At 73.8% G+C, this 21,236-nt stretch carries 14 protein-coding genes; 9 read left to right on the top strand and 5 right to left on the bottom strand.

Annotation, left to right across the window (positions count from 1 at the left end; all coding sequences use genetic code 11):
- Positions 1-36 precede the first annotated feature (36 nt).
- The 3 genes from ACFWP3_RS12365 to ACFWP3_RS12355 are packed head-to-tail and all read left to right on the top strand — an operon-like array spanning position 37 to position 3,607.
- Positions 37-1,149, top strand: a complete 1,113-nt coding sequence (locus ACFWP3_RS12365) for an energy-coupling factor transporter transmembrane component T (protein WP_384219467.1) — start codon at positions 37-39, stop codon at positions 1,147-1,149.
- Complete coding sequence (locus ACFWP3_RS12360) at positions 1,146-2,801, top strand: ABC transporter ATP-binding protein (protein WP_384219337.1); 1,656 nt, start codon at positions 1,146-1,148, stop codon at positions 2,799-2,801. The genes ACFWP3_RS12365 and ACFWP3_RS12360 overlap by 4 nt, the downstream gene beginning before the upstream one ends.
- Entirely contained in the window at positions 2,798-3,607 is an 810-nt protein-coding gene (locus tag ACFWP3_RS12355; protein WP_384219335.1) for an ECF transporter S component, read from the top strand. The genes ACFWP3_RS12360 and ACFWP3_RS12355 overlap by 4 nt, the downstream gene beginning before the upstream one ends.
- Positions 3,608-3,664: 57 nt before the next feature.
- Here ACFWP3_RS12355 and recQ read toward each other — a convergent pair whose 3' ends face one another.
- The gene (recQ, locus tag ACFWP3_RS12350) at positions 3,665-5,728 is read right to left on the bottom strand and encodes a DNA helicase RecQ (protein ID WP_384219332.1); all 2,064 of its coding nucleotides are present in this window, start codon (positions 5,726-5,728) and stop codon (positions 3,665-3,667) included.
- A gap of 178 nt (positions 5,729-5,906) precedes the next feature.
- Here recQ and ACFWP3_RS12345 point away from each other — a divergent pair, with 178 nt between their 5' ends.
- The 5 genes from ACFWP3_RS12345 to ACFWP3_RS12325 all read left to right on the top strand — a co-directional run bounded on the left by ACFWP3_RS12345 (position 5,907) and on the right by ACFWP3_RS12325 (position 16,649).
- Positions 5,907-8,138 (top strand): MMPL family transporter, encoded by a 2,232-nt coding sequence (locus tag ACFWP3_RS12345; RefSeq protein WP_384219329.1) that lies wholly within the window; start codon positions 5,907-5,909, stop codon positions 8,136-8,138.
- A gap of 115 nt (positions 8,139-8,253) precedes the next feature.
- Positions 8,254-13,041, top strand: a complete 4,788-nt coding sequence (locus ACFWP3_RS12340) for an aminotransferase class I/II-fold pyridoxal phosphate-dependent enzyme (protein ID WP_384219327.1) — start codon at positions 8,254-8,256, stop codon at positions 13,039-13,041.
- 8 nt (positions 13,042-13,049) lie between these two features.
- On the top strand, positions 13,050-13,733 hold the full coding sequence (locus ACFWP3_RS12335; RefSeq protein WP_384219325.1) for a 4'-phosphopantetheinyl transferase family protein: 684 nt from the start codon (positions 13,050-13,052) through the stop codon (positions 13,731-13,733).
- 105 nt (positions 13,734-13,838) lie between these two features.
- Positions 13,839-16,232, top strand: a complete 2,394-nt coding sequence (locus ACFWP3_RS12330; RefSeq protein WP_384219322.1) for a SpoIIE family protein phosphatase — start codon at positions 13,839-13,841, stop codon at positions 16,230-16,232.
- A 186-nt stretch (positions 16,233-16,418) separates the two neighbouring features.
- On the top strand, positions 16,419-16,649 hold the full coding sequence (locus tag ACFWP3_RS12325) for a response regulator transcription factor (protein ID WP_384219320.1): 231 nt from the start codon (positions 16,419-16,421) through the stop codon (positions 16,647-16,649).
- 64 nt (positions 16,650-16,713) lie between these two features.
- On the opposite strand, the gene ACFWP3_RS12320 is transcribed toward ACFWP3_RS12325, so the two are convergent.
- The 4 genes from ACFWP3_RS12320 to ACFWP3_RS12305 form a co-directional block, all read right to left on the bottom strand.
- On the bottom strand, positions 16,714-17,700 hold the full coding sequence (locus ACFWP3_RS12320; RefSeq protein WP_384219318.1) for a serine/threonine-protein kinase: 987 nt from the start codon (positions 17,698-17,700) through the stop codon (positions 16,714-16,716).
- 137 nt (positions 17,701-17,837) lie between these two features.
- Positions 17,838-18,431 (bottom strand): hypothetical protein, encoded by a 594-nt coding sequence (locus ACFWP3_RS12315; RefSeq protein WP_384219315.1) that lies wholly within the window; start codon positions 18,429-18,431, stop codon positions 17,838-17,840.
- A 73-nt stretch (positions 18,432-18,504) separates the two neighbouring features.
- Positions 18,505-18,975 (bottom strand): hypothetical protein, encoded by a 471-nt coding sequence (locus ACFWP3_RS12310; protein ID WP_384219312.1) that lies wholly within the window; start codon positions 18,973-18,975, stop codon positions 18,505-18,507.
- Positions 18,976-19,096: 121 nt separating this feature from the next.
- A complete protein-coding gene (locus ACFWP3_RS12305) occupies positions 19,097-19,657 on the bottom strand; it encodes a hypothetical protein (protein WP_384219310.1) in 561 nt (186 codons plus the stop codon).
- Positions 19,658-19,981: 324 nt separating this feature from the next.
- Here ACFWP3_RS12305 and ACFWP3_RS12300 point away from each other — a divergent pair, with 324 nt between their 5' ends.
- A complete protein-coding gene (locus ACFWP3_RS12300; RefSeq protein ID WP_384219308.1) occupies positions 19,982-21,049 on the top strand; it encodes a hypothetical protein in 1,068 nt (355 codons plus the stop codon).
- The last annotated feature ends 187 nt before the right edge of the window (positions 21,050-21,236 follow it).

Here is a 21,236-nt window from a genome sequence, read left to right as displayed (position 1 = left end):
TGCCGCGCACCACCACGGCGGCCCCGGCCGCGCCGCCTGCCCCGGATCCTGCACCCCGTCGCCTGGTGGATCTGGGCACTCGCCCTGGCCACCGCCGTCAGCCGCACCAACAACCCGCTGCTGCTCTTCCTCGTCCTCGCCGTCCTCGGCTACGTCATCACCATGCGGCGCACCGAGGCCCCCTGGGCGCGGGGGTTCAAGTACTACCTGTACCTGGCGCTCACCGTCGTCGCGATCCGGGTGGTGTTCCGGGCCGTCTTCGCCACCGGCATCACGCCCCGCGACCACTTCCTCTTCTCGCTCCCCCACATCCCGACCCCCGACTGGTACGCGGGCATCCAGCTCGGCGGCCCGGTCTCGCTGGAGGCCCTGCTGTCCGCGGCCACCGACGGGCTGCGGCTGGCGTGCATGCTGTGCTGCATCGGCGCGGCCAACACCCTCGCCAACCCCAAGCGGGCCCTGCGCGTCCTGCCCGGCGCCCTGTACGAACTCGGCGTCGCCGTCACCGTGTCCATCAGCGTCGCCCCCCAACTGGTCCAGAGCGTCCAGCGGGTGCACCGGGCCCGCCGGCTGCGGGCCGGACGCACCAAGGGCCTGCGGGCGCTGCGCGGCATCGTCGTCCCGGTGCTGGAAGACGCCCTGGAACGCTCGCTGCGGCTGGCCGCCGCCATGGACTCGCGCGGCTACGGGCGTGCCGGCACCGCCACCCGCCGCTCGCGCCGGCTGACCGGGGCGCTGATGCTGCTCGGCATGTGCGGGCTGTGCGCGGGCGCCTACGGGCTCCTCGACGCCACCGCGCCGCGGCTGCTGGGGCTGCCCGCGATGGGCGCGGGCGCGCTGCTCTGCTTCGCCGGGCTGCGCCTGGGCGGCCGCCGGATCACCCGCACCACCTACCGGCCCGATCCGTGGCGCTTCGCCGAATGGGCCGTCGCCGGCTGCGGCGTCCTGTCCGCCGCGCTGCTCTTCTCGAACGCCGGATTCAACGCCGCCGAGCTCAACCCGTCCATCTATCCGCTCAGCTGGCCGACCCTGCCCCTCGTCCCGGCCGCCGCGATCCTGCTCGCCGGAGCCGCCGGCTTCCTGGCCCCGCCCCCGAGCCCGCCCGCCCGGCCGGCCGTCCCCGCACAGCGCACCGAGGAATCCAAGTGATCACCTTCGACCAGGTCACCGTCCAGTACGAGGACACGGCCGAACCGGTCCTGCGGGACGTGGACCTGACCGTCGAGGAGGGCGAGCTCTGCCTCGTCGTCGGCCACACCGGCGTCGGCAAGTCCACGCTCCTCGGCGCCGTCAACGGCCTCGTCCCGCATTTCACCGGGGGCACGCTCCACGGCCGGGTCCTGGTCGACGGCCGCGACACCGCGGACCATCCGCCCCGCGAACTCGCCGACATCGTGGGCGTGGTGGGGCAGGACCCGCTCGACGGGTTCGTCACCGACACCGTCGAGGAGGAACTCGCCTACGCCATGGAGCAGCTGGCCATCGCCCCGGCCACCATGCGCAAGCGCGTCGAGGAGACCCTCGACCTCCTCGGGCTCGCCGACCTGCGCCACCGCGCCCTCCACGAGCTCTCCGGCGGCCAGCAGCAGCGCGTCGCGATCGGCTCCGTGCTGACCGCGCACCCGCGGATCCTCGTCCTGGACGAGCCCACCTCGGCCCTCGACCCCACGGCCGCCGAGGAGGTCCTCGCGGCGGTCACCCGCCTCGTCCACGACCTCGGCGTCACCGTGCTGCTCGCCGAACACCGCCTGGAGCGCGTGGTCCAGTACGCCGACCGCGTCATCCACCTGCCCGGCAACGGCCGTGTCGTGTCGGGGCCGCCCGCCGAGATCTTCCGTACCTCGTCCATCGCCCCGCCGATCGTGGAACTCGGCCGCAGCGCGGGCTGGACCCCGCTGGCCCTGTCGATCCGCGACGCCCGGCGCGCGGCGGCGCCGCTGCGCACCCGGCTGGCCGACACGGCTCCCCCGCCGGTCCGGCCCGCGGGCGCCGCGGACCGGCCGGAGCTGCTCGCGGCGCGCGGCGTCACCGTCGCCTACCACGGTGTACCGGCCGTCCGCGAGGTCGACCTCACCCTGCACGGCGGCGAGGTCACCGCACTGATGGGCCGCAACGGCTCCGGGAAGTCCTCGCTGCTGTGGGCCCTCCAGGGCTCCGGGCCCCGCAAGGCCGGATCGGTGGCCGTCGGGGCTCCGGACGGTCTGAAGCCGCGGGATCCGCAGAAGCTCTCCGCCGCGGAGGCCCGGCAGCTGGTCGGCCTGGTCCCCCAGACCCCCACCGACCTCCTCTACCTCGAATCGGTCAAGCAGGAACTCGACCAGGCCGACGTGGAGTCGGGGGTCGCCCCGGACGGGATACGGGCCCGCGCCATCCTGGACCGGCTGGCGCCCGGCATCCCCGGGACCACCCACCCCCGCGACCTGTCCGAGGGCCAGAAGCTCGCCCTGGTCCTCGCGATCCAGCTGGCCGCGGCGCCCCGGGTGCTGCTGCTGGACGAGCCCACGCGCGGGCTGGACTACCGCGCCAAGAGCGAGCTGATCCGCATCGTCGACGACCTGGCCGCGGAGGGGCGGGCGATCGTGATCTCCACCCACGACGTGGAGTTCGTCGCCCGGGCCGCCGACCGGGTCGTGGTCATGGCCGAGGGGGACGTCGTCGCCGACGGCCCCACCACCGAGGTCATCGTCGCCTCCCCCGTCTTCGCCCCCCAGACCGCGAAGATCCTGGCCCCGCTGCCCTTCCTCACCGTGGACCAGCTGGCCCTCGTACTGCCCGCCGACGGAACGGACCCGCAGGCGTGAGCACGTACACCGCGGCCATCCGCATCCGCGCCCGCGCCGGGATCGTCATCGCGATGGCGGCCTTCCTCGGAGTCGTCGCGTTCTTCTGGCCGTTCCTCGTCGCGCCGGGGAAGTTCGGCTCGAACTACGCCCCGCCGCTGATCTTCGGCGTCCTGCTCGTGATCGTGCTCTGCGTGGTGATCTCCGAGATCGCCGAGGGCGGGATCAACTCCAAGGCCCTGGCCATGCTGGGGGTGCTGTCCGCCGTCAACGCGGCGATCCGCCCGCTCGGCGCGGGCACCGCCGGGATCGAGACGGTCTTCTTCATCCTGGTCCTGGCCGGGCGGGTCTACGGCCCGGGCTTCGGCTTCACCCTGGGCTGCACCTCGCTGTTCGCCTCCGCGCTCATCACGGGCGGGGTCGGGCCGTGGATGCCGTACCAGATGTTCGGCTGCGCCTTCGTCGGCATGCTCGCCGGCTTCCTCCCGAGGGCGACCGGCCGCCGCGAGGTCGCGATGCTGGCCGTCTACGGCTCGGTCTCCGGCTACCTCTTCGGCTTCCTGCTCAACCTGTCCTTCTGGCCGTTCTCCCTGGACCCGAACAGTTCCATCGCCTACCTGCCCGGCCTGCCCTTCACCGAGCAGTTCCAGCGCTACCTCGCCTTCGACCTGGCCACCTCGCTGGGCTGGGACACCGGCCGGGCGGTCACCAACCTGATCTGCATCACCCTGGCCGGGCCCGCCGTCCTCACCGTCTTCCGGCGGGCGGCCCGCAAGGCCCGCTTCCAGGCACCGGTGCGCTTCGCCCCGGAGCAGCCGGCGAAATGAGCCCGCCTGCCGGGTCGTGCCCGCCGCGGCCGCTACGGGCACGACCCGGCAGGGCCGCTACTGCCAGTCGTCCCACGGCGGGTCCATCTCGTCCAGGTCGAAGGGCGGCTCCTCGTCGTAAGAGGCCGCCCGGCCGGACGCCGGCGCCGCGGGTGCTGCGGGTGCGGGTGCTGCGGGTGCGGGTTCTGCGGCTGCGCGTTCCGCGGCTGCGGGTGCTGCGGCCGGGACGGACTCCGCCGCGGGCGGGCCCGCGGGGGCCGGGACCGCGGCGTGGGACTCGGCGAGGGTGTCGAGGACGCCCTCGCCGTACTTGGCGAGCTTGGCCTCGCCGACCCCGCCGATCGTGCCCAGCTCCTCCACGCTGCCGGGCAGCCGCGTCGCGATCTCCCGCAGCGTCGCGTCGTGGAAGACCACGTACGCGGGCACGCCCTGCTCGCGCGCGGTCGCGGCCCGCCAGGCGCGCAGCGCCTCGAAGACCGGTACGGCGGCCGCGGGCAGGTCGGCCGGGATGCGGGAGCCCTTCCCCTTGCCCGACGCGGAGTCCTTCCGGGCCGGGGCGGCGACCGCCTTCTCCTTGCGCATCGGGACGCTGCGGCGTCCGCCCAGCACCTCGCCGCTGTCGTCCGTCAGCACGAGCGTGCCGTAGTCGCCCTCCACCGCCAGCAGCCGCAGCGCCAGCAGCTGGCGCACGACGCTCCGCCACTCCGCGGTGCCCAGGTCCGCACCGACGCCGAACACCGACAGGGCGTCGTGGTCGAACTGGATGACCTTCGCGGTCTTCTTGCCCTGCAGGATGTCGATAATCTGCCCGGCGCCGAACTTCTGGCGCCGTTCCTTCGCCAGCCGCCACACCGTGGACAGCAGCTTCTGCGCGGCCACCGTCCCGTCCCAGGACTCGGCCGGCGTCAGACACGTGTCGCAGTTGCCGCACGGCTCGCCGGACTGCCCGAAGTACTCCAGCAGCCGGGTCCGGCGGCAGTCGACCGTCTCGCACAGCGCGAGCATCGCGTCCAGGTGCATGCCCAGGGAGCGGCGGTGCGCGTCGTCTCCCTCGGAGCCGTCGATGAGCTTGCGCTGCTGCACCACGTCCTGCAGGCCGTACGCGAGCCAGGCCGTGGCCGGTTCGCCGTCGCGCCCGGCGCGGCCGGTCTCCTGGTAGTAGCCCTCGACCGACTTGGGCAGGTCCAGGTGCGCGACGAAGCGCACGTCCGGCTTGTCGATGCCCATGCCGAAGGCGATCGTGGCCACCACCACGACCCCGTCCTCCCGCAGGAAGCGCGCCTGGTTCGCGGCGCGCGTACGGGCGTCCATGCCGGCGTGGTAGGCCACGGCATCGATGCCGTTCTCCACCAGGGAGGCCGCGGTCTTCTCCACCGAGGCCCGCGAGAGGCAGTAGACGACTCCCGCGTCCCCCTCGTGCTCGGTCCGGATCAGCTCCAGCAGCTGCTTGAGCGGGTTGTTCTTCCCGACGATGCGGTACTGGATGTTCGGCCGGTCGAAACTGGCGACGAAGTGCCGGGCGTCCTCCAGACCGAGCCGCGCCACGATCTCGGCGTGGGTGGCCTCGGTGGCCGTGGCGGTCAGCGCGATCCGCGGCACCTTCGGCCACCGCTCGTGCAGCATCGACAGCGCCAGGTAGTCGGGCCGGAAGTCGTGGCCCCACTGGGCGACGCAGTGCGCCTCGTCGATCGCGAACAGCGACACCCTGCCCCGGTCGAGCAGCCGCTGCGCGCTCTCGGTGCGCAGCCGCTCGGGGGCCAGGTACAGCAGGTCCAGCTCGTCCGCGAGGAAGGCCTGCTCGACGGCCTGCCGCTCGTACGGGTCCTGCGTGGAGTTGAGGAATCCGGCCCGGACCCCGAGGGCGGTGAGCGCGTTGACCTGGTCCTGCATCAGCGCGATCAGCGGGGAGATCACGACGCCGGTGCCTTCTCTGACGAGCGCCGGGATCTGGTAGCAGAGCGACTTGCCGCCGCCGGTCGGCATCAGCACGAGGGCGTCACCGCCGCCGACCACCTGCTCGATGATCTCCTGCTGCTCACCGCGGAAGGAGCTGTAACCGAAGACGCGGTGCAGTACCTGCAGCGCGTCGGTGGTCTCGGGGGACGCGTCCGGAAGGGCCATTCACGAAGCCTAACGGCTCCCGCCGACACCCCCGGTCCGTCCGCCCGTACCTGTGGACAACCGCCTGTCAAGTGACGAACAGCCGGGGCTACGGCTCCGTCCCCGCGCCCGGCACGGTGGAAGCCGATCGTCCCGCGCCACGGCGGGACGGCCCCGCCACCTGGAACGGAGTGCCTCGATGGACCGTCGCGCAGGGGTCTTCGTGACCCGTCGTCCCCGGCTCGTCCTCCTGGCCGCGCTCGCGTTCCTCGTGCTGTCCGTCGTGTTCGGGGCCGGGGCGACCGGCCGGCTGAAGAGCCAGGGGTACGACGATCCGCGCTCCGAGTCCAGCCGCGCCGCCCAGGCGGCGGCCGAGCACCTGGGGGCCTCGCCCAACCTGGTCCTCGTCGCCCAGACCCGCGCCGGGTCGGTCGACGACCCGGCGGCCCGGAGCGAGGGCGAGGCGCTGACCAGGCGCCTGACCGCCCAGGCCGGGGTGGGCTCCGTGAGCTCGTACTGGACCGGCCGCGCGGCGGAGCTGCGCAGCCGGGACGGCGGGGCGGCCATGCTGCTCGCGCACGTCGACGGAGAGGGCGAACGGCTCTCGGCGCGGATCAAACAGCTGCGCGACGAGCTGGCCACCCCGGCCGACGCCGCCTCCCGGACGCCCCTGACGGTGCGGGTCGGCGGGTCGGCGCTCGTCGACGCCGAGCTCCAGGACCTCGCCGAGTCCGACCTGAAGCGGGCCGAGGCCGTCGTCCTGCCCGGAACCCTGATCCTGCTGGTCCTGGTCTTCGGCAGTGTGGTGGCCGCCGCGCTGCCGCTGCTGATCGGCGTGCTGGCCATCGCCGGGACGCTGCTGGTGCTGAGCGTGCTCGGCGCCGTCACCGACGTGTCCGTGTTCGCGCTGAACCTCACCACGGCCCTCGGCCTCGGGCTGGGCATCGACTACGGACTGCTGGTCGTCTCGCGGTTCCGCGAGGAGCTCGCCGCCGGATACCGGCCGCGCAACGCCGCGATCCGGACCGTGCGCACGGCCGGCCACACCATCGGCTTCAGCGCCGCCACGGTCTCGGCCGCGCTCGCGACGCTGCTGGTGTTCCCGCCGTACTTCCTGCGCTCCTTCGCCTACGCGGGAATCGCCGTGGTGGCCATCGCGGCGGTGAGCGCCGTGACCGTGCTGCCCGCCCTGCTCGCGCTGCTGGGACCGCGGGTGAACGCCTGGGCCGTGCCCTGGCGCCGCCGGGCCCGCGACGGCTCGGGGTCCCGCTTCTGGGAGGGGCTGGCGCGGATCGTCGTACGCCGCCCGCTGATCGCGGCGCTGCCGGTGGTCGGCCTGCTGGTGCTGCTCGCCGCGCCGTTCGCCCACGCCGGTTTCGCCACTCCCGACGACCGGGCGCTGCCGGTGAGCGCGTCCAGCCGGCAGACCGGGGACCTGGTGCGCGGCGCGTTCGACATGAAGGGCTCCAGTGCGCTCACGGTCCTCATGACGGGCGAGGCCTCCGCGTCGGCTCGCGAGGAGTACGCCCGCCGGCTGTCCGCGCTCCCGCACGTCGCACAGGTCTCGCCGGTCACGGCGCCGGCCGGCGGCGGCCCGGTGCGGCTCTCCGTGGTGCCGCGGGTCGACCCCCAGTCGAGCGCCGCGCAGCGGCTGGTGCGCGAGATCCGCGAGGCTCCCGCCCCGGAAGGCACCGAGGTGCTGGTCGGAGGGCCCAGCGCGGTGCTGGTCGACGCGAAGGCGACGGTCGGCGACCGGCTGCCGCTGGCCCTGTCCGTGATCACCGTCACCACGTTCCTGCTGCTCCTCGGCTTCACGCGCAGTCTGCTGCTGCCGCTGAAGGCCATCGCGCTGAACGCGCTGAGCCTCGCGGCCGTCCTCGGTGCCATGGTCTGGATCTTCCAGTCGGGCCATCTGAGCCACCTGCTCGGCTTCACGCCCGGACCGCTCAGCACGACCATGCCGGTGCTGCTGTTCTGCATCGTCTTCGGGCTGTCGGTGGACTACGAGGTGTTCGTCCTCGCGCGCATCAAGGAGGCCCACGACGCCGGGCAGGACAACGCCGCCTCGATCGTCTCGGGCATCGCCCACACGGGCGGGATCGTCACGACCGCCGGCGCGCTGCTCGCGTTCACCCTGCTGAGCTTCGGCACCTCCCGGGTCTCCCTGCTGCAGTTCTTCGGGATCGGCGCGGGCCTCGGCGTGCTCCTCGACGCCACGCTCGTGCGGGGCGTCCTCGTACCGGCGCTCATGCGCCTGGCCGGTGACCTGAACTGGTGGGCGCCGCGGCTGCTGAGGCCCAAGGCGCCGCTCGCGCCCCGTCCGCCGCCCGGCGTCCAGGGGAGGTGCCCCGCGGCGCTCGGCCGGACCCCGGTCCGCACCCCCCTCTGCGCGCACGTACCGCCGCGCCGCTGCGCCCCGGCGCGCCGCTGACCGCCCGCTCGCCGCACGTGAAGAACACCTCACCCCTCACTCCTGCCACTTTCGCCCTGCCCGCCACTCAGGCCACTCCCGACTCTCCCGCCACTCCCGACAAGGAAGAACCGTCATGTCTGACATCGCCATCACCGGACTCGGCTGCCGCTTCCCCGGAGCCCCCGACATCCGCGCCTACTGGGAGCTCCTGCTGAGCGGGGAGCGGCAGTTCGCCGGAGTGCCGAAGGAGCGCTGGAACCACGAGACCTTCCACGAGCCCGGCAACCGGTCCGCGCCCAACGCCGCCTACACCGACCGGGTCGCCTTCCTGGAGGACGTGGACCGCTTCGACGCCCTGCACTACGGGGTGCCGCCCGCGCGCGCCCGGGCCATGGACCCGCAGCACCGGCTGATGCTCGACGTGGCCCGCGAGGCCCTCGACGACGCCGGGATGGGCCGCGGGGACTTCGACCGGGAGAACACCGGGGTGTTCCTCGGGCTGTCGGTGTCCGAGTACAAGGACCTGATGTCGGCCCCGATCCGGGCCATCAGCCTGGCCGAGGAGTCCCTCGCCGAGGACGACCGCGACGGCCGCGACGCCGTCCGGGAGCGGGCGGGCCGGCTCGGCACCATCCAGAGCTTCACGCTGCCCGGCAGCCTGCTCAACATGGCGTCCGGCACCATCAGCCGGCAGTTCGACCTCGGCGGCCCCAGCTTCGCCGTGGACGCCGCCTGCTCCGGCTCGCTGGTCGCCCTGGACCAGGCGATGGCCCACGTACGCCAGGGCACCTGCCGGATCGCCGTCGTCGGCGGCGTCTACCTCAACCTCACCCCCGACAGCCTGGTCGGCTTCTCCCGGCTCCGCGCCCTGTCGGCCACGGGGGTGTGCCGGCCCTTCGACGAGGAGGCCGACGGGTTCGTCCTCGGCGAGGGCGCCGGGGCCGTCGTCATACGGCCGCTGGCCGACGCGCTCGCCGCCGGCGACCGGATCTACGCCGTGGTCAAGGGCATCGGCTCGGCCAACGACGGCGCCTCCCCCGGGCCGCTGGTGCCCACGTCCGACGGGCAGCTGCGCGCCATGCGCCGGGCCTACGAGGACGCGGCGGTCGCCCCCTCCTCGGTCGGTTTCATCGAGGCCCACGGCACCGGCACCGCGGTCGGCGACCGCGCCGAGGTCGAGGCGCTGCGCCGGCTGCGCACCGAGTACCCCGACGACGACCCCGCCCTGTGCTACCTCGCCTCGGGCAAGGCCCTGATCGGGCACGGGCTGTCCGCGGCGGGCATCGCCGGGCTGATCAAGACGGCCCTGGTCGTGCACCACGGGACGATCGTGCCGCAGCCGCGCACCACGCCCCACCCGGACCTGGGCATCTCCGCCGCGGGCCTGCGCATCGCCGACAGCGCACGGCCCTGGCCGGGCGCGGGCGCCCCGCGGCGGGCGGCCGTCAGCTCGTTCGGATTCGGCGGCACGAACGTGCACGTGGTGCTGGAGGAGCAGCCGCCCCCGGCCCTGCGCCGCCTCTCGGTGCGCACCGAAGCCTCCGTACCGCACCTCGTGCTGCTGTCGGCCGGCAGCCGTGAGCTGCTGGACCGGCACATCGGCGAGGTCCTCGACGCCCTGGACCGCTCCCCGCGCGCCCCGCTCCCGGCGGTGGCGCACACCCTGGGCGGGCGCGGGCCGCTGACGGCCCGGCTCGCGATCGTGGCCCGCGGCACGGAGGAGTTCACCGAGCGGCTGCGGCGGGCCCGCGGGCAGCTCGCCGACGGGGCCGGCCGCGGCCGGGGCGACGGAACCGGGGGCGACCTCGGCGAGGGCGCCTTCGCCGCCGACGCCCCGCTGCCGGCCGAGCGGCGCCGCATCGCCTTCCTCTTCCCCGGCCAGGGCAGTCAGCGGCCGGGCATGATGCGGGACCTGTACGAGCGCTTCACCGGCTTCCGTTCGGCCGTCGACGCCCTCTCCGCCGTGGCCCGCCGGGACGGCGGCTTCGACCTCGCCGACCTGCTGTACGGCGGCGGCCACGGCGACCCCGAGGAGCTCGGGCGGCGGCTCGCCGCCACCGAGGTGTGCCAGCCGCTGCTCGGTACCGTCCAGCTCGCGGCCACCCGCCTCCTCGCCGACTGCGGCGTCAGCCCCGATCTCGTACTCGGCCACAGCGTCGGCGAGTTCGCGGCGGCCGCGGCGGCCGGGGCCCTCACCGACGAGGGCGCCGTCCGGCTCCTGGTGCACCGGGGCGCGGCCCTGCGGGACGCCGGGGCCGGCCTCGGGGGCGGAATGCTCGCCGTGCAGAGCGACGAGGAGACCTGCCGCCGGCTGCTGCACGGCATCGACGGCGTGTGGCCCGCCTGCTTCAACCAGCGGCGGCAGGTCGTGGTCAGCGGCACCCCGGCCGGGCTCGCCGCGATGCGGCGGGCCTGCGCCGAAGCGGGGATCGCCACCGCCGCGCTCGACGTGTCCCACCCCTTCCACTCGCCGCTGATGGCCGGGGCCGACGAGACGATGCGCGCGGGCCTCGCCGGCCGCCCGATCGGCGGTCCCGTCCTGCCGTTCGTGTCCTCGGTGGACGCGGCGGTCTGCGCCGACCCCGAGCGGCTGCGCGAGCTGTGGGCCGGGCACGCGTCCGCGCCGGTCCGCTTCGGCGACGCCGTCGCCACCGCCTACGACCAGGGAGCCCGCGTGTTCGTCCAGGTCAGCGGCGGCAGCTCGCTGCTCGCCTCGGTCCGGCGCGACCTCGCGGGCCACGGCGACGTGCACGTCGTCCCGGCCGCGGGCACGGCCCCCGACGGGGGACGCGGCTTCGTGCTGGCCCTCGCCCGGCTCGCGGTCCTCGGCGCCCCGGTCGACCCGCGCGCCCTGGTCCCCCGGGAGGAGCGCCTGCTGCTGGACCTGCCGGTGGCACGACTCGACAACCAGTCCTACTGGGTGTCCGCCCGGGGCCCCGCGCGACAGGACGCCCCCGCCGGCCCGGTCCCGGTCCGGCCCGCACCGTCCGAGGAGAACCCGATGGACCAGCCCGCGGACCTTCCGGTGGGCGAACTGCTCGAACTGGCCCGGCAGCAGGTGACCCTGCTGACGCGCCTCACCACGGCGCTCCCGACCCCGGCCGCCGCCCCGGCGCCGACCGGCCCCGCCGCAGAGGCCACCCCGACCGCCCCGACCCCCGCCACCCCGGCCCCCGCCACTCCGACCCACGTCACCCCGACCCCCGTCACCCCGACCCACGTCACCCCGGCCCCCGCCACTCCGGCCCCCGTCACTCCGGCTCCCGTCACCCCCGTGGCCCTGGTGCCGCCCGCCGCCCACGTGGCGACGGCGCCCGGGCCGGCGCCGGCCGGGGACCTCGGCGAGGTGACCGCCGCGGTGCTCGGGCACGTGGCCCGGATCAGTGCGTTCCCGGTGGACCGGCTGCGCGCGGACCAGCTCCTGGTCGACGAGCTCGGGTTCGACTCGCTGATGCTGACCGACCTGTTCACCGCGCTCAAGCGGCAGTGGCCGTCGTGGACGTTCGACGACTCGACCGCCGACCGGCCGACGCCCGGCAGGATCGCCGCCCTGATCGCGGGCGCCGTCCAGGACCCCGCCCCGGCGGCCGTCCCCGTACAGCGCGCCGACCACCACGCCGGCGAGGCGCCGGAGGACGTCCGCGCGCGGGAGCCCGAGCCGGCTCCCGCCCCCGCCGCGCTGCCCGAGGAGCACACGCGGATCGAGTGCTTCCCGGAGGTCGCCGCGCACGGCGAGCGCATCGCCTCGCTCACCGGCCTGGGGCTGGCGAACCCGTACTTCCTCGTCCACGAGGGCGGTATGACGGACACGACCGTCGTCGGCGGCCGGGAGCTCCTCTCGTTCTCCGGTTACAACTACCTGGGCATGGCCACGCACCCCCGGGTGAACCAGGCGGCCAAGGAGGCCATCGAGCGCTACGGCACGTCGGCGTCCGCCAGCCGGCTGCTGTCCGGCAGCCGTCCGCTGCACCTGGAACTCGACGCCGAACTCGCCGGCCTGCTCGGCTGCGAGGCCGCGGTCACCCTCGCCAACGGCCACGCCACCAACGTGACCGTGATCGGCCACCTCGTCGGGCCCGGAGACCTGGTCGTCCACGACTCCCTGGCCCACGACAGCATCCTCCAGGGGTGCCGGCTCTCCGGCGCGACCCGGCGGCCGTTCCCGCACAACGACGCGGCCGCCCTCGACGCCGTCCTCACGCAGGTCCGCCACCAGTACCGGCGGGTGCTCGTCGTCATCGAGGGCGTGTACAGCATGGACGGCGACATCGCCGACCTGCCCGCCCTCGTCGAGGTCAAGGACCGGCACGGTGCGCTGCTGATGATCGACGAGGCGCACAGCATCGGGACGATCGGTGCGACGGGGCGCGGCATCGGCGAGTACTTCGGCATCGACCGCTCGGCGGTGGAGCTGTGGTCGGGCACGCTGTCCAAGGCCATGGCGAGCTGCGGCGGCTACGTGGCGGGCAGCCGCGCGGTCGTCGAGTACCTGCGCTACACCGTCCCCGGTTTCATCTTCAGCGCCGGGATGACCCCGGCCGACACCGCCGCCTCCCTGACGGCCCTGCGCGTGCTGCGGGCCGAGCCGGAGCGCGTCGCGCGCCTCGCGGAGAACGCCGCGCTGTTCGTCCGCCTCGCGCGGGACGCGGGCATCGACATCGGGGACAGCCACGACACGGCGATCGTCCCGTGCATCGTCGGGGACTCGCTGAAGACCCTGCGCCTCGCCGAGGCCCTGTTCGAGCACGGCATCAGCGTCAATCCGATCCTCTACCCGGCCGTGCCCGAGGAGATGGCCCGACTGCGCTTCTTCGTCACCCGTGACCACACGCCCGACCAGATCCGGCAGGCCGTGACCGCGCTGGAGCGCGAGCTGCGGAGCCTGGCCACCGCCACCGCCCCCGCCCCCGCCACGGCCTGACCCCCGTCATGGACACCGCGCCCGGCCTCTTCCGGCCGATCACACCGGGCGCCCCGCACCGGTGGGGCGGGGCCCTCCTCGCCGTGGCCCGGCGCGGCGGCCTCCGCGGGATGCCGGCCCTGTCGGCCCTGTCGGCCCTGTCGGCCGCCGAACGGCGCGCGGCCGACGCGCTGCCGCCGCGGCGACGAGCCGAGTGGGTGGCCGGCCGGCTGCTCGCCAAGCGCCTGGCCGGCGAGCTGCTCGCGGTGGCGCAGGACGGCGTGGAGGTCCTGGCGCGCGCCGACGGCAGCCCGTACGTGCTGGTGGGCGGCAGCCCGGTGCCCGGCGTGCACCTCTCCCTCAGCCACACCCGCGACCACGTCGCGGCGGCCCTCGCGCCGGAACCGGTCGGCGTGGACCTGTGCGAGACCTCCTCGGCCGAGGCGGTACTCCGGGTCGCGGACCACGCCCTGTCCCCCCGGGAGCTCTCCCTGATCGGCACGGACCGGCCCGAGGCCCTGGCCGGCGCCTGGGCCCTGAAGGAAGCCGCGGTCAAGGCGGACCGGAGCGGCGTCTTCGGCGCCGCTCCGCGCCGCATCGCGATCCTGGGCCTGTGCCCGCCCGTACTCGGCGGACGGCGCCGCGCGATGGTGTGGCGGGCGGACGGCGCGGTCCTCGCCCTCGTCCTCGCACCCGGGGCCGCGCGGCCGTGACGGCACTGCGTTGGTGCTCCTCGCCCGGCCGGATCATGCTTGTCAGTGGAGCCCCTGGCCGTGCAGGTTGCCGCGGATCAGCGGCAGAGGAATAGCGAGGGTGAGATGACCGACGCCTCCCATGAGCCGGCCTACACCGCCACGGCCACCCTCAGCGAGCAGGGCGTCGTGACCGAGTGGAGCGAGGAGGCCGGTCGGCTGCTGGGCTACGCGGCCTCCGAGGTGGTGGGCCTGTCCGCGGCCAGCCTGCTCGCCGACGGCCCCGGTGACACGGCGTGGCGGATGCCGCCCGGGCAGGAGCGGTGGAGCGGCACGGTGGCGCTGCGGCACCGGGACGGTCGGCGGCTGGAGACGGGGCTGCTCGCGCACCGCTGGACGTCCACCGGCGGGACGGCCAAGTGGTTCGTGGTCTCCGCGGTGCCGGGCGGGATCCGCGCGTCGTGGGGCGACCGGCTCGAGGAGTCGGCGTTCACCCAGTCCCCCTGCTTCCTGGCGGTCTTCGACGCGGACCTGCGGCTGGTGCGGGCCAATGCCGGCATGGAGCGCACGCTGGCGCTGAGCGAGGCCGAGATGCGCGGGCTGCGGCTGCCGGAGATCGCGCCGGATCCGGTCGGCGACGAGACCGAGCGCAGGATGCGCCTGGTGCTGGAGACCGGTGAGCCGCAGCACGTGCACGCCTTCGTCCGTCCCGCGGGGGCGAGTACGGAACACGGTTGGGCGACCTCGCTGGCGCCCCTGCGGGACCGGGACGGGCGGGTGCAGGGGGTGTTCCTGGCCGCGCACGACAGGACCGGGATCGAGGGTGAGCGGCAGCTGATGCTGCTGCCGGACGACGGCGGCGCGCGCATCGGCACCACCATGGACAGCACCCGCACCGCGCAGGAACTGGCCGAGGCCGCCGTGCCCCGGTTCGCGGACTTCGCGCTGGTAGACCTGCTGGAGCCCCCCGCGCGCGGCGAGGAGCCCGCCGACGGCCAGGTCGCGGGGCCGGTCACGGTGTCGCGCACCGCCGCGCGGTCGGTCCTGGAGGGAACTCCCGAGTCGCCGGTCGCGGTCGGCGGGACGACCGTCTACCCGCCGCTGTCACCCCCGGTGGAGTGCCTGGCGGCGGGCCGCGGCGCCGTGTACGCGACGGCCGACGCGGCGGTCGCCCGGTGGGCCGCCGAGGATCCCGGGGCCGCCTGGATCGGGGAGTCGGGGACGCACTCGATGATGGTGGTGCCGCTGCGGGCCGGCGGCACCGCGGTCGGCCTCGCGCTGTTCGGCCGGCACCGGCGCCGGGAGCCGTTCCAGCCGGAGGACCTGTGGCTGGCCCAGGAGCTCGCGGGCCGGGCCGCCGTCAGCATGCACAAGGCGCGCCGGTTCAGCCGGGAGCACACCAGCACGATGACCCTCCAGCGCAGCCTGCTCCCGCAGACGCTGCCCGCGCACGCGGCGCTGGAGACCGCCTCCCGCTACCTGCCCGCCGGCACCGACGCGGGCGTGGGCGGCGACTGGTTCGACGTGATCCCGCTGTCGGGCGCGCGGGTGGCGCTGGTCGTGGGCGATGTCGTCGGCCACGGCATGCGGGCCGCCGCCACCATGGGCCGGCTGCGCACGGCGGTACGCACGCTGGCCGATGTCGACCTGCCGCCCGACGAGCTGCTCACCCACCTCGACGACCTGATCATCCACCTGGCCGCGGACGAGGCCGACCGGGACGCGGCCGGGGAGGCCGCCGGGGGCATCGGGACCACCTGTCTGTACGTGGTCTACGACCCGGTCACCCGGCACTGCACCGTCGCCCGGGCCGGCCACCCGCCGCCCGTGGTGGTCTCCCCCGAGGGCTCGGTGTACCTCCTCGACGTGCCGGCCGGACCGCCGCTGGGCCTGGGCGGGCTGCCCTTCGAGCCCGTCGACGTCGAGCTTCCCGAGGGCAGCGTCATCGCCCTGTACACGGACGGTCTGCTGCAGGCGCGCGAGCACGACATCGACGAGGCCCTGGACGGCATGTTCGCGGCCCTCGCCCGTCCCGCCGCCACCCTGGACACGATCTGCGACCGCGTGCTGACGGCGATGCTGACCCACCCTCCCGAGGACGACGTCGCCCTGCTCGTGGCCCGTACCCGGGCCCTGCACGCCGACAAGGTGGTCGTCTGGGACCTGCCCTCGGACCCCTCCGTGGTCGCCGGCGCCCGCCGGTACACCACCGAGCAGCTGACGGCCTGGGGGCTGGACGAGGCCGCGTTCGTCGCCGAGCTCGTGGTCAGCGAGCTGGTCACCAACGCCATCCGCTACGGCCAGCCGCCGATCCAGCTGCGGCTGATCCACGAGAACGACACCTTGATCTGCGAGGTGTCCGACTCCAGCAACACCGCCCCGCACCTGCGGCGGGCCCGGACCTTCGACGAGGGCGGGCGGGGGCTGCTGCTGGTCGCGCAGCTCGCCCAGCGCTGGGGCACCCGGCACGCGCCCATCGGCAAGACCATCTGGGCCGAGCAGACCCTCGTCGGGTACTAGGTACTAGGCGCGGGTGGCGCGCCGGGTGCGGGAGTGCCTGTGACGCGCCTGTGACAGTCGGCGGACAGCGTCATGAACTCGCGGGAGGAATCTCTTTATCAGGGACATACGGCGACATTCGCTGACAAGTCCCCTGCTTCCGAGGACGTGAGCAGTGATGACCGAACCGCTCCGCCGGAGGAAATCATGAGCCTCACACTCGTCGCGCCGCAGACCGAAGCCACCGCACCCGCGCTGGCCCCGCGTGAGCAGGAGGCGCTGCGCCACATCGCCGCAGGGTGCACCTATCTGCAGACGGCCCGCAACATGGGGCTCTCCAAGCACACGGTCGACGCCTACCTCCGCCGGATCCGCGCCAAGCTGGGCGCCAACACCACGGCGGAACTGACCCGGCTGGCGATCTCCCTGGGGATGTGAGCCGCCCGGCCCACGGCCCGGAAGGCCGCGGCACTCAAGGCCCCGTTCCTCGGCGCAGCGGCCCTCACACCGGGCCGCGGAAGACCGGCCCGGCCCAGGCCGGAGGCTCCGGCAGCGGCACCTCGTCCTCCGTACTCCCGGGGGGCGGGGTGCCGCTGCGCTGTCCGGCCCCGTTCCCGGTGGCGGCCCGCAGCGCGGCCACGAACTCCAGGCAGGACCCGTAGCGGTCCTCGGGCACCTTCGCCAGGGCCCGTGCCATGACCTCATCGGCGGCGCGTGCGACGTCCGGCCTCCTCTCCGTCAGGAGAGGGGGCTGGTCGTACTGGTGCGCCCAGAGCAGGGCCGCGGCGTCGTCGCGCTCGAAGGGCGGCCCGCCGGCGAGGGTCTCGTAGACGACGCACGCCAGGCTGTAGAGGTCGCACCTGCCGTCCACCGGCCGCCCGGAGATCTGTTCCGGCGCCATATAGTCGAGCGTGCCGACGAACTCGCCCGTGGTGGTGAACCCGGTCAGCGAGAGCGCCTTCTTCGTCAGGCCGAAGTCCGTCAGGTAGATGTGTTCGGGGTGCTCGCTGTCGGTTCCCGCGGCCACCAGGATGTTGCCGGGCTTGACGTCCCGGTGCACCAGATCGTGCTCGTGGGCCGCGTCGAGGGCGGAGGCCACCTGGGCGGCGATGCGCAGCGCGGTCTGGACGGGGAGCGGGCCCTCCCGGTCCAGCAGGACGCGCAGGTCCAGGCCGGAGACGTAGCGCATGGCGATGTACAGGACGCCGTGGGTCTCGCCGGCTTCGAAGATGGGCACGATGTGCGGGTGGTCGATCGAGGCGGCCACCCGTGATTCGTGGGTGAAGCGGCGCCGGAAGGTGTCGTCGCGAGCCCGCTCCGGGGCGATCAGCTTGAGGGCGACCGTACGGTCCAGGCGCAGGTCCTTGGCGCAGTAGACGACGGCCATGCCGCCGCGGCCGAGCATGCGCTCGACCCGGTAGCCCGCGATCTGCTTCCCGATCAGGGCGGAGGGCCGGCCCGTGTAGCTGCTCAGGTTCGGTGCCGTCATGCCGACCCCGTCCTCGCTCGTCCGTGACCAGCCGTACCCAGAAGTCTATCGAGTGATCCACACGAGTGCCCGCCACCCGCCGGAGCGGGTGACGGGCACGGGGAGGGTGGCGGGTGGTCCGCCGGCCGCGGCGGGAGTCAGCCTTCGCCACCGTCGCCGCCGCGGCCGCCCTGGCCGCTGGTCTGGCAGCCGACGCCGACGCAGAACCCGCCGTCGCCGCCGAGGCCACCGGTACCGCCGTCGCCGCCGGGGCGCGCGGCCCCGCCGTTGCCGCCGTTGCCCCCGTTGACGCTGCCGTTGCAGACGCCGACGCAGACTCCGCCCCTGCCGCCGTTCTGGCCGTTGCCGCCCGTCCCGCCGTTGGCGCCGGATCCGCCGTTGCCGCTGCCGTCGCACACCCCGGCGCAGACCCCGCCCGCGCTGCCGTTGGTGCCGTTCACCGATCCGCTGCACTTGCCCGCGCAGACCTTGTCCCCGACGCGGACGCTGCCGTTGCCCACCTGGACGTCGCCGAACGAGCCGCTGCCGAAGCGGCCGCCGCCGGACCCGCTGTCACCGCTGCCGAACGTGGCGGCGTACTGCTGGCTGCCGAGGGCCTCGACCTGCTGGACGGGCTGGACCGAGGGCGCTGCCGGGGCCGCCATGGCGGCGGGGGTCACGGCACCGGCGCCGAGCAGGGTCGCCGAGACGACGAGACCGAGACGGAACTTCCAAGAACGTCGCTTGCGCATGAGCTTCTCCTTGTCTGGACATCGGTTTCGAGAAACGGGCCGGCGGTTCGTCCGCCGGCCCGTCGGCCCTCGGTCAGGCGAGGCTGTCTCCCATCAGGGCGAACCAGTCGCCGTCCACGTACTGCCGCTTCCAGGTGTCGAGCTGCTCCTCCGGGATGTCGTACTTCTTGGAGATCTTCTCCTTCGTCTCGTCCGAGTCGTCGGCCAGCAGGGTCAGCACGATGCGCACCTTGTCCACCACCGTCAGATCCGACTTCTTCTTGTCGGGCAGGTCCTCGAACCCGAGGAGGCAGCCCACGCTGCCGGGCTTGCCGGGCTCGCCCGGCTGACCGGGCTGACCGCCCTTGCCGCCCTCGCCGCCCTTGCCCCCCTTGCCGCCTTCGCCGCCCCCGACGCAGGTGGTGGGCAGGTCGGCCACGACAGCCGTGGTGACGCCTGCCGGGGTGTGGTGCACCGAAGCCTGCGCGGCGACGGCGGTACCGGTGACCAGTGCGAACGTGGTCGCGGCCAGGATGAGCGGGCGCTGCCAGGAATTCGTGAACATGGGGTTCTCCAGAGCTGTGGTCAAGAAGAGGCAAGAAGAGGGGGTGGAGGAGGGGAATCGGGGGTGGGGCGGGGCGGGGTGGAGGCCCGGAGGCCTCCACCCGTGGGGCCGGGAGTGGCTGTCAGAAGAGGGAGCCGCCTCCGTTTCCGGCGTCGCCGCCGATGCCGCCGATCACGCCGCCGAAGCCGCCGTCGCCCGCGTCCCCGCCGTCACCGCCGTTGAAGAAGCTGAAGCCGCCGTCACCGCCGTCGCCGCCGGCGCCGCCGACCAGCCGGCCGTCGCCACCGCCGCCGCCACCGCCGCCTTCGCCGCCCTCGATGATTCCGAAGCCGCCGTCGCCGCCGTCACCGCCGGCGCCGCCGATGCGGCCCTCGCCGCCACCGCCGCCGCCACCGCCGCCACCGCCGACCAGGAGCCCGTCGCCGCCGGCGCCGCCGTCGCCACCCTCACCGCCGGTGCCGTTGACGCTGCCGCCACCGGCGCCGCCGGAGCCGCCGCCGCCACCGACGAGGCCGCCGCCACCGCCCTTGCCGCCCTTGCCTCCGGCCCCACCGTCCTCCACGAACGAGACGACGTGGTTGGGCACCGGAGCCGCCATCGCCGTAGAGGCGGGGAGGAGGACCCCTCCACCGATCACAGCGGCGGAAGCGACCAGCGTGGCGATACGCATCTTGCGGTTCATGATTTTCTCCCAGCTATTCAAAGTGAGTATTCGAATTCCCCGGTGATTCGGGGCGGTGCGGTTGTCTGTTGCCTCATTTCGTTTCCGGTGAGGCCCGCACCACAAGTAAGCCCCGGCGGGTACACCGGGGTCATGTTCCGGAAAGTCGGGGCTTGACACGCCCCTAAAGGTCGGATAAAAGCCCGCCCGCCCGCACCGCGCCACACCGCCCTGACCGGGTACGGAAGACCCCCGGGACATTGGTCCTATAGCGAGCGGTGGCCCGCGGCGGCCACAGTAGTGACCACGGCGAGGGCGAGCGGCACAGGCCACGAGGGAGTGATGATGACTCGGATATCGATAGATCCCGGACGCTTCAGCCAGTTCGGCGAGGCCACCGGAAGCACTTTCTGCCTGGTCACGAACCCCGAATTGATCGATCAGTTCGAGATCGTCGAATCCGCCGCCTACAAGGGCTATCTCACGATCCCGATGGGCACGGGCGACCGTTTCGAGGACATCCTCGAAAAGCGGATCCCGGAACCCGCCCACATTCTGGTGGTCTCACCGCACCGGTTCTTCGAGTCCCCGGACCCCGATCTGGTGGGGCAGCGGAAGATCATGGGCATGGCGTGCAACTCGACGCCCACCACCCTCGAGGAGATCCGGCACTTCCTCGGGATCATGGAGCGGACCTCGTCGGCCGACCAGGCGGCGTTCTGCGACACGTTCTTCGAGCTCGCCGAAGAGGCCGACCACCTGGTGTACGCCGACCCCGTGCACGGCACCCGGGCCGTACTCGACCACCTGCGCGACGGCCTGGTGTGGAACCAGCAGGCCGGCCCGCTCGAGTGGGGTGACCAGCAGATCGTGCCGTCGGGCGAGATCAGCGTGCTGCCGGTGGAGATCAGGGAGTTCGACGAGGCCCTGAAACTGCCGCTGGAGGGCGAGATCACGCTGCGCGGCTACCCGATCCTCCACAACGGCACCCCGTCCTTCTCCCGGACCGACCAGGCCCGCATCCACTCCCAGCTCTGGTCGATGCGCGACAACGCCATCAAGGCCAAGGTCGAGGACGGCAGGATCACGCGCCTGGAGGCGCTGGACCCGGGAGCCGCGCCGGCCGTGGCGATGCTGGAGCAGATGTTCGCGGTGGACTCCCGCTACCGGATCGTGTGGGAGATCGGCCACGCGCTGAACACCTCGCTCGACATCCTCCCCGGCAACCACGCCATGAACGAGGTGTACGGCGGCACGGAAGGCTGCCTGCACTACGGCCTCGGCCTCACCCCGTACACCCAATACCACCTGGACATCATTTCGCCCGACACGCGCGTCCTCACGAGCAATGGACTGGCGCTGATCGGCCACCCGGACCACCCCACGGTGGAGAGGGTCGTCACCGCGGATTAGCGGCTTTCGACCATCGGACCGTTCGGGGTGAATGCAACAGAATCCGATTCAAACAGGAGGTGACTGTCATGAAGAAGATCAAGGTGCAGAAGAACCGTAACTACCTGGGCACGCTCCTGGGCTGAGTACCGACCCGTGGGGGGGGGGGGGGGCTCCCCCCCCAAAAACACAGCATGCGGTCGAGGAC

The organism is Streptomyces sp. NPDC058525, assembly GCF_042719495.1.
Taxonomy (GTDB): Bacteria; Actinomycetota; Actinomycetes; order Streptomycetales; family Streptomycetaceae; genus Streptomyces.
The sequence above is the reverse complement of the archived record's forward strand: the minus strand, read 5'-3'. Positions and strand labels throughout refer to the sequence as shown.

Bases quoted from the DNA above. Each gene is read 5' to 3' on its own strand.
- recQ (WP_384219332.1), bottom strand. From the start codon at position 5,728: ATGGCCCTTCCGGACGCGTCCCCCGAGACCACCGACGCGCTGCAGGTA.
- ACFWP3_RS12345 (WP_384219329.1), top strand. From the start codon at position 5,907: ATGGACCGTCGCGCAGGGGTCTTCGTGACCCGTCGTCCCCGGCTCGTC.
- ACFWP3_RS12340 (WP_384219327.1), top strand. From the start codon at position 8,254: ATGTCTGACATCGCCATCACCGGACTCGGCTGCCGCTTCCCCGGAGCC.
- ACFWP3_RS12335 (WP_384219325.1), top strand. From the start codon at position 13,050: ATGGACACCGCGCCCGGCCTCTTCCGGCCGATCACACCGGGCGCCCCG.
- ACFWP3_RS12330 (WP_384219322.1), top strand. From the start codon at position 13,839: ATGACCGACGCCTCCCATGAGCCGGCCTACACCGCCACGGCCACCCTC.
- ACFWP3_RS12325 (WP_384219320.1), top strand. From the start codon at position 16,419: ATGAGCCTCACACTCGTCGCGCCGCAGACCGAAGCCACCGCACCCGCG.
- ACFWP3_RS12320 (WP_384219318.1), bottom strand. From the start codon at position 17,700: ATGACGGCACCGAACCTGAGCAGCTACACGGGCCGGCCCTCCGCCCTG.
- ACFWP3_RS12315 (WP_384219315.1), bottom strand. From the start codon at position 18,431: ATGCGCAAGCGACGTTCTTGGAAGTTCCGTCTCGGTCTCGTCGTCTCG.
- ACFWP3_RS12310 (WP_384219312.1), bottom strand. From the start codon at position 18,975: ATGTTCACGAATTCCTGGCAGCGCCCGCTCATCCTGGCCGCGACCACG.
- ACFWP3_RS12305 (WP_384219310.1), bottom strand. From the start codon at position 19,657: ATGAACCGCAAGATGCGTATCGCCACGCTGGTCGCTTCCGCCGCTGTG.
- ACFWP3_RS12300 (WP_384219308.1), top strand. From the start codon at position 19,982: ATGACTCGGATATCGATAGATCCCGGACGCTTCAGCCAGTTCGGCGAG.